Source organism: Micromonospora sp. ALFpr18c, assembly GCF_008868155.1.
Taxonomy (GTDB): Bacteria; Actinomycetota; Actinomycetes; order Mycobacteriales; family Micromonosporaceae; genus Micromonospora.
In genome coordinates, this window is record NZ_WBKR01000240.1 from 1 (window position 1) to 8,720 (window position 8,720).

Below are 8,720 nucleotides of genomic sequence, written 5' to 3' on the forward strand. Positions count from 1 at the left end.
AGCGTCTCGGCGGCGATCTGCGCCGGCAGCGTCACCACGTCCCGCCGGGGTGTCGGTGCCGCGGCGGCGAGGGTGGCCAGCACGAGCAGGAGGACCAGCGCGCACCGCAGCGGTCGGCCGTTCGCCCGGGGTGGGCGGGGCAGCGGGGCCGGCTCCGAGGTGTGCCGCAGCTCGCCCAGGTCGATGACCGGGCCGGTCATTCCGGCAACCGCCACAACGCGGTCGACCCGTCGAGGCGCTGGCAGAGCAGGATCGGCAGGGACGCCTGGCAGTTGCCCACGACATCCGGAAGCACGTCGATGATGCGCGACCGGCCGGCCACCAGGTCCAGTTCGGCGACGACCAGCCGCCCGTCGCGCACCGGACGCACGCCGACCAACGGGTCGTCCGGTCGGAGCGTCGGCACCAGGTTCCACTGGCCCAGCTCGGCCCGCGCCTGCCCGGTCGCCGCATCCCGCGCCGCGTACCGCTGGTTGGGCCCGGCCACCAGCATCCGGCCGCGCCGGACGTCGGTCAGCGTGTCCAGGCCCGGGTCCGACCAGCGCACCGCGCCGCTGGCCGGATCGAGAACCTGGAGGCCGCCGGTCTGCTGCAACGCGCAGAGCAGACCCGCGCAACCGATCACATAGGACACCAGCGGCACGTCGGCCGCCCAGCGTGGCGACAGGTCGGGCAGCCCGTAGCCGAGCAGCCGGGTCCCGCCGGGTGGGACGAGCAGCAGCAGGTCGTCGACGACCTGCACCCGTTGGAACGCCGACCGGTCGCCGGGCAGCGTGTCCACGCTGCGCAGCAGGTCGCCGCTGCCGGCGTCGTGCACCTGCACCTCGCCGGTGGGCTGCACGAGCACGAACCGGTCGACGCGGCCGTCGTGCACCTGGTAGGCGGCGTTGCTGGGCGGCGGGATCGGCACCGACCACAACACCCGTCCGGTGTCCGGCTCGACCCGGCTCAGCACGGCCGGCTCATCGGTCGTGTCGTCGATCAGCAGCGGCCCGCCGTCCGCCGTCGGCTGCGAACGGCCGTAGTGCTGCCAGCGCTGCCGACCCGTCTCGGCGGCGAAGGCGGTGGTCTGGAACACACCGTTGGCGGCGCTGATCCCCAGCACCAGCACCAGTCCTCGCTCGACCCGGACGCCGAGGTAGTCGCCGGTGCGGGGCAGGGGTGCCTGCCACCGCCGCCGCACGCCACCGTCCGCCGTCGGCGGGGCGTACGCGGTCAGGTAGCGGTCACCGGTGGCGGTCGGCGGATCGACGACGAAGACGCCGTCCTCGGCGAGGTACGCCGCGGCGGCCCGCGCGGCCGGCACCGGACTCACCATGCGCCCGGGCACCGGCGCGGCACCGGCCAACACGACAGCGGCCAGCAGCAGTACGGCCACGCTGCGCGCCGGGCGGCCGACGGCACGCGGCGGGCGGGGCGCCGGCGCCATCGAGGCGTCATCGCCGTGGACCTCGCCCAGCTCGATGATCGACACCGACCGTCCGTCCTTCCGTCACCCGTCGCGGCCGGCGAACGGGTCGCCCCGGCAAAACCGACCGCGGGCACACCGGCCCGGCAAATCCGACGCATCACCGCCTGTACGATGGCGCGTCGTGGCTGTGCCGGTGGTAGACCCCTCGCTGAATCCCGTAACCGACGCCGACCCGGTCGAGGTCGAGCCGACACGGCGACCTCGACGTCGACCCGGCCGCGCCGACCTCGTGGCCCTCGGAGCCTATGTGGTGCTGGGCGTGTTCGTCTGCCTCAACTACTGGGGTGACGTGACCGGCCGGGTCTCCTCGCACCTGCCCACCGACCACAGCTGGTTCGAGTGGTTGTTCGCGCACGGCGCGTACTCCGTTCGGCACCTGGAGAACCCGCTGTTCACAGCCCGGCAGAACGCCCCGGACGGGGTGAACATGATGGCGAACACCTCGCTTCTCGGGGTGACCCTGCCGTTGGCGCCGCTGACCATGCTGCTCGGCCCCCAGGTGATGTACGCGCTCTACCTGGGCGGGGCCCTCGCCGCGACCGCCGGCACCGCGTACTGGATGCTCTCCCGTCACCTGGTGCGCTCCCGGGCGGCGGCCTTCGTCGGCGGCGCGTTCCTCGGCTTCGCGCCGGGCATCATCCACCATGCCAACGGCCAACCCAACTTCGTGTCCAACTTCCTGCTGCCGCTGATCGTGGTGCGGGTGCTGCGCCTCGGCGAGCCGGGCCGGTGGCGGCGCAACGGGCTGGTGCTCGGGGCGCTGGTGGCGTACCAGATCTTCATCAATGAGGAGATGCTGCTGCTCACCGCGCTGGCCTGCCTCGTCGTGGTGCTGGCGTACGCCGTGCAGCGGCCGGCCGCCACGCGGGCCGCCGCCGGCACGTTCCTGGCCGGGCTCGGCGTCGCCGGTGGGCTGGCGCTGCTGCTCGCCGCGTATCCGATCTGGTTCCAGTTCAACGGCCCGCAGTCCTACCGCGGCCTACAGGGCGGCGTCTTCCACAACTGGGGTGAGGACCTCGTCGCGTTCGTCACCTTCGCCCGGGACACCTGGGCCGGCGACCCGGCGGTGGAGCAGACCATCGGGTTGACCGAGCAGAACACCTGGTTCGGTTGGCCGCTGGTGCTGCTCTCGGTGGTCGCGCTGGTGCTGCTCGTCCGCCGCTCGCTACCGGCCCGGATCGCCGCGGTGCTGATCGTGGTCTTCACGGTCGCCTCGATCGGGCCCCGGGTGCGGTTCGACGGCGTGGAGACCGGGGTGCGCGGCCCGTGGTCGTACGTGCCGGACGACCTGCCGCTGGTCGAGATGATGATGCCGACCCGCCTGACGCTGGTGGTCGCCGCCGCGGTCGGCGTACTGCTCGCGCTGACCTGGGACGCCGCGTCCCGTCAGGGCTCCCCGGCCGCCGACCGGCCGCCGGTGCCGGCCCAGCGCACCGGCGAACCGTCCGTCGCGTCCCGTCGGCGGTGGCTGCGCCCGGTGGGGTACGCGGCGGTCACCCTCGCCGTGCTGCCGCTCTTCCCCCGGCCACTGCCCGCCCAGCAGATCGAACCGCCGCCGCACTTCATCACCGCCGGCGGCTGGCGGCCGTACGTGCCGGCGGGCCGGACCCTGGTGCCGGTGCCGATCCCGAGCAACGTGCACGGCCTGCCCACGCTGCGCTGGAGCGCGCTGACCGGGCAGGAGTTCCCCGTCCCGGGCGGCTACTTCATCGGCCCGAACGAGTTGGGCGAGGGGGTCTTCGGCGCGCCGAACCGGCCGACCAGCAGCCTCATCTACTCCACCATGGACGCGGGCACCGTCCCGGCGCTCACCGACGAGAACCGCCGCCAGGCCGTGGAGGACCTGCGCTTCTGGCGGGCGTCGGTGGTGGTGCTCGGGGCGCACCCGCGCGAGGCGGTGCTGCGGGAGCTGGTCACCGCCCTGATCGGGCCGCCGCAGCGGGTCGACGACGTCTGGGTCTGGGACGTCCGCACCCTGGTGGGTTGATCAGCCCGCCAGGCTTCGGACGTCCCACATCCACCCGCCGTCGACCGGACGGCCCGGTCCGAGCAGGTCGTCGACGGTCCGGCGGACCGGGTCGCCGTTGGTCAGGTTGCCGAGCACCACGACGGCGGCCCGCCAGTGCCGGAGATCCTCCACGGCCTGGCGGCGGTCGACGTCGCTGAGCACCGGCACCACGCCGGTGTCGGCCACCCGGCGCAGCAGCACCGACGTGGGCCGGTCCGGTGCTCCCCAGCGGGCCGTCGGATCGTCCGGGCCACTCGGTCCGATGAAGTACCCACCCGGTGCCGGGAACGCGAGCCCGGTGCGGGCGGACCAGAGCATCACCGGGCTCCGCGCCGCGCCGGTGACCGGGGGTACGGCGACCACCGTCCGGCCGGGCGGCACCAGGGGACGCCACCCGCCGTCGGCGACGAACCCCGGTACCGGCGCGACCGGCACCACCCGGATCGGTGTCGGGACAAGCGGCAGCAGGGCGGCGGCCACCGCACCGGCCCACAGCAGCCGTACCGGCAGACCCGGCACGGCCGGCAGCCGGCGCGCCGCCCGGACCCGGTCCAGGGAGAGCGCCACCAGCATCCCCAGCACCGGCACGCACACCAGCGCGAACCGGGCCGGCACCGCGAGGTCGAGCAGCGGCAGCCCGGCGACCAGCCGGTACGGCCCCGGAACGCCGGTGGCGGTGCCGTCGACCCGCAGCTCGGTGCCGAGCGAGAGCACCGCGAACACCAGGCCGCAGCCGGCCAGCGCGCGCACCAGCGGCCGGCGCCACAGCCAGATCACGATCACCACGGCGAGCACCAGCAGCCCCGGGCCGAAGAACGAGTTCTCCTCGGTCGGGTTCGGCGAGAGCAGGCCCGGCAGCCAGTCGTCGCCGAGCACGGTCTGCCGGGCCGAGGCGGTGAACGACGCCGCGTCCAGTTGGAAGCCGTGCGCCGCGAAGGCCATCCCCGCGTAGTGCTGCGGGCCGCGGAACTGGAACCACAGCGGGTACGCCAGCAGCACCGCCGCCACCCCGGCCGCCACCGCGAGGCGGCCGAGCAGGGCCGGTGCGATCCGGCGGGCGGCCACCCGGTCGGCGAGCGCGAAGCCCAGCGCGAACACCCCGGCGGCGAGTGCCAGGAAGACCAGCGTCTCCTCACCGATGAAGACCTGCCAGACGACCAGGAGTCCGAGGCCGACGCCGGGCCGCCACGGGGACCGTTCGGCATCGGCGGGCCGGAACACCAGGGCGAGGATCGCCGGCACCAGGAACTGGGCGGCCATGTGCAGGTGCGCGCCCGCCTGAGCGATCATGCCGGGGGCGAAGCCGCAGATCAGGCCACCGATCGCCGCCGCGGACCGGGCGCCGACCAGCCGGCGGCGCAGCAGCGCGTACCAGGCCGACGCGGTGCCGGCGAGGCAGCTGACGACCGCCACGCAGAACGCCACCTGTGAACCGAACAGCAGCGTGACCGGGGTCAGCGGCACGCCCAGGCCGAGCACCGAGGTGTTCGCCATCAGGTTGACCCCGTCCGGCGCGTTCAACGCCGTGCTGTGCAGCGGGTTCTCCCCCTCGACGACGGCGTGCGCCGCATGGGCCAGCATCCACTCGAAGAGGACCTGGTCGCCGGCCTGGTGGAACAGCCGCCACGGATGCCCCCACTGCGCGCTGGTCAGCAGGACGGCCAGGGCCAGATAGCCGGCCACCACCAGCGCGTCCGGCAGCCAGGTCGGCCGGGACCGCCGCACCGGCGCCGGCGCGACCGGTGCCGGGGACGCCGTCCCGGTGGTCATCAGACCGAGCGGTCGGTCAGCGTCCGGACGTCCCACACCCAGACGTCCAGTTCCTGGCGGCCGGGGCCGACCAGGTCCTCGACGGTACGCCGCAACGGCTCGGCGTTCTGCTGGCGGAGCGGCAGCACCAGGATCGCCGCCCGCCAGTGGCGCAGCTCGTCGGCGAACCGGCGGCGCTGCCGGTCGTCGAGTTCCGGGGTACGGCCGGTGGTGGCCACCTCCTCCAGCAGCTCACCGACACCGCTGGGCCGTCCGCCGAACCGACCCGGGTCACCGGTGTTGCCGTTGCGGGGTGCGAGGAAGTAACCGCCCGGGATCTTGAAGTCGAGGTTGGTGGTGGCAGCCCAGCGCATGCCGTGCGTGTTGCCCATGCTGGGCACCGGAATCGGCACCAGTGTCTGGTCCGGGCCCACGTACGCCCGCCACCGGTCGGCGGTGATGAAGTCCGGCACCGGCGGCCGGGAGACCATCCGCAGCGGCATCGGGGCGATCGGCAGCAGCGCGAACGCCAGACCGGCGGCGGTGAGCATCCGGACCGTGCGGCGGTCGGCGGGGCGCAGCGCCCACGCCCGTTCGACGGCGAACGCGAGCAGCAGACCGATCACCACGCTGGTGATCAGGCCGAACCGGGTCGGCACGACCGCGTCCAGCAGCGGCAGGTGGACCAGCAACTGCCACGGGCCGGCGATCAGCTCCCGGTCCCACCAGGAGACCCGCTCGCCCAGGGAGAGCACGGCGAAGAGCACGCCGGTGGCCGCGAGAGCCCGTACGACCAGCTCCCGGCGCAGCCACACCACGATGGCGATGGCGAGCAGCGACAGGCTCCAGCCGAAGAAGGCGTTCTCCTCCGAGTAGTTCGGCGCCAGGTTGATGTTGGCCCGCTGGTTGCCGCCGAGGGTGGGAGAGCCCGGCGCGAAGAAGGCGGCGATGTCGTTGCCGTAGTCCCGCACCGCGTCGCTGAGCCCGTGGTACGCCATCGGCCCGGCGAACTGCACGTACAGCGGGTACGCCAGCAGCGCCCCGGCCAGCAGCGTGCAGACCGCCAGGCCGGCGCCCAGCGGTCGCCACGCGGCCGACCAGCGGGCGGGCTCCTGGACGAGCACCGCGATCAGGAACACACCGCAGGCCAGGGCCGTGAAGAGCAGGATCTCCTCGTTGATGAACGCCTGCGCGGTGACCAGCAGAGCGAGCAGCGCGCCGTCACGCACCGGCCGAACCGACCGGGTCAGCACCAGCACCCGCCACACGATGAACGGCAACAGGAACTGGCTGATGATGTTCGGATGCCAACTGGCGTGCGACAGCATCGCCGGGGAGAACCCGCAGAACCAGCCGCCGACCGCCGCCGCGAGCGGGGTACGCACCAGGTGCCGGGAGAGCATGAGGTACCAGGCCATGGCGGTGCCGGCCAGACCGAGCGTCACCAGCACCACGAAGGACACCGCCGGCCCGAAGAGCAGCGTCACCGGCACCATCGGGATGCCCAGCGCCAGCACGGCCGTGTTGGCCATCAGGTTGACGCCGTCGGGGTAGTTGAACTGTTCGGTGTAGAACGGGTACTCGCCGTGCAGCACCACGCGTACCGAGTGGGCGAGGAAGAACTGCACCTGCGCCGGGTCGCCGGTGTAGAGCGAGGCCACCCGGCCGGCCGGGTCCAGCCAGATCCGGCTGGTCACCCAGAGCGCGGCGAGCAGGAACAGCCCGCCGACCGCGAGGTGCTGCCGCCGCCGGGTCCACCGACGCCACCGGTTCCTGCCCGGCACCTCGGCGTCGGCGTCGTCGCCGATGGCGGCGTCGGCCGGTGCGCCGTCGGTGTCCGGCGGGACATCGACCGGTGCCGTGGCCGGTGCGGCGAGTGCGGGCTCGGCGACGCCGACGGAGGCTTCGGCCGGCCCGGCGGAGGCCGGGGCGGTAGTGGCCGGTGCGGCGAGCGCAGGCTCGGCGAGCGCGAGCGCGAGCGCGGGCGCGGGGTCGGCGACGCCGACGGTGGCGTCGGCCGGCGCGGCGGACGTGGCGACGCGGCCGCCCGGTCGGCTGGCCGGCGTGCGGTAGTTCACTGTCTCGTCGAGGTCGTCGAGGCCGTCAGCCGCCTCCGGGTGCGGCGCGGACAGGGCGCGGGACTCGGCAGGCGTCACAGTCGGCGGAGTCTACCGGAGCGGCGAAAAGGCACGAAAACCCCGGTGGTGTCCACTGTGGTGGGTGTGGCGGCGACCACCTGAGGTGCCGCGCCGGACATCTCGTACTATGGCGCTTTCCGACAGCGACGGCGAGGCGATCGGGGGCGGGCCAGGTGACTCCAGGCCGTCGGCACGGCAGGGCGCTCACCGTCCTGCTGGGCGTACTGCTGGCCGCCACGGCGTGCGGCCCGGTCGCCGACCGTCAACCGCGGGACCTGCGGGTCGGGTACGACAGCCTGGACGGCTCACTGGCGGTGTGGCCGCCCCGCGGCGACCTGGCCCGCGACGCGGCGTCGACGACGGCGGTCACCGATGCGGTGCGCGACTGGCGTTCACCGGCCGACGACCGGGCACACCTGCCCTCGTCCGGCATCCTCTTCTCCGGCCGGGTCGACGGCACCCCGGTGGCCCTGGTCGCCGCGGACGTCCCCGGCGAGAGCGCCTCCTGGCTGCTGCAACTCACCCGCGACGGCGACCGGTACGCGATCACCCGCGCCGCCGAGTACACCGACCCCGGCTACCTGGTCTACTCCGACGTGCTGCCGGTGCAGACCGGCGGCGGTCGGCGCTACCTGGTCTCCGCCCGGGTGCAGACGCTGCTCGGGCCGCAGGGCCGGGCGCTGACCGTCGCCGACGGTCTCAGCGCTCCGGTCGACGTGCCGGCCTGCGCGGCGGCGCCGGTGACCGCGACCCTGCGGGCCACCGAGTCGCTGCCCCGGGGGCGGGCCGCCGACCGGCTCCTCGACCTCGGCACCGGCACCGTCGATCCGCGCTACCCGCTGGTCCGCGACGAGTCCGGCGCCGGTCGGCGCGCGCTGACCGGCCTGGACACCTGCGTACTGGCCGGCGACCGGGGACCGTTCGGCAGCATCCCCCGACGCATCGGCGACCGGGACGCGCCGCGTTCGGTGCCGACGTCGTGGCCGATGGCGAAGCTGACCGTCCGCTCGCTCGGCGAGGTCGCCCTCGGCGGCGGCGAGGCCGCCGAGTTGCAGCAGTTGAGCTGGGACACCGACGCCGGCACGATGACCGCCGTGATCTACCGGCCGGCGGACGGGAGCGCGCCGGTGGTCTCGCCGGCCGACCGGGCCACCCCGTTGCAGACGTACCAGCTGCCGGTGCCGGGCCAGCCGCTGGTGGTGCTCAGTTGGCGGGCCACCCGGGACAGCTCCCTCTCCGTGCCGCCGGGAACCCCGCTGCTGGTGGAACGCCCCGGCCTGGTGGTCGTCCCCGAACCCACCCGCACCCAGACCTACAGCCTCGCCAACACCGACAAAACCCACTACCGCTCCAT

Annotated in this window: 5 protein-coding genes and 1 pseudogene; 2 read left to right on the plus strand and 4 right to left on the minus strand. The window is 74.2% G+C overall.

Annotated elements, in window-relative coordinates:
* Together F8271_RS27970 and F8271_RS27975 are read right to left on the minus strand one after the other, a co-directional pair.
* Positions 1 to 200, minus strand: a pseudogene (locus F8271_RS27970) (hypothetical protein); the annotation flags it as partial.
* The gene (locus F8271_RS27975) at positions 197 to 1,474 is read right to left on the minus strand and encodes a PQQ-binding-like beta-propeller repeat protein (protein ID WP_151492839.1); all 1,278 of its coding nucleotides are present in this window, start codon (positions 1,472 to 1,474) and stop codon (positions 197 to 199) included. The pseudogene F8271_RS27970 and the gene F8271_RS27975, both read right to left, overlap by 4 nt.
* Positions 1,475 to 1,598: 124 nt before the next feature.
* Here F8271_RS27975 and F8271_RS27980 point away from each other — a divergent pair, with 124 nt between their 5' ends.
* Entirely contained in the window at positions 1,599 to 3,458 is a 1,860-nt protein-coding gene (locus F8271_RS27980; RefSeq protein ID WP_192580495.1) for a hypothetical protein, read from the plus strand.
* Here F8271_RS27980 and F8271_RS27985 read toward each other — a convergent pair whose 3' ends face one another.
* Entirely contained in the window at positions 3,459 to 5,249 is a 1,791-nt protein-coding gene (locus tag F8271_RS27985) for a hypothetical protein (protein ID WP_192580494.1), read from the minus strand.
* Positions 5,249 to 7,036, minus strand: coding sequence for a hypothetical protein (locus tag F8271_RS27990; protein WP_225854817.1), 1,788 nt, complete (start codon positions 7,034 to 7,036; stop codon positions 5,249 to 5,251). The genes F8271_RS27985 and F8271_RS27990 overlap by 1 nt, the downstream gene beginning before the upstream one ends.
* A 503-nt stretch (positions 7,037 to 7,539) precedes the next feature.
* On the opposite strand from F8271_RS27990, the gene F8271_RS27995 reads away from it, so the two are divergent.
* On the plus strand, positions 7,540 to 8,720 hold a 1,181-nt coding region (locus F8271_RS27995), incomplete at its 3' end, for a hypothetical protein (RefSeq protein ID WP_151492843.1).

Bases quoted from the DNA above. Each gene is read 5' to 3' on its own strand.
- F8271_RS27985 (WP_192580494.1), bottom strand. From the start codon at position 5,249: ATGACCACCGGGACGGCGTCCCCGGCACCGGTCGCGCCGGCGCCGGTG.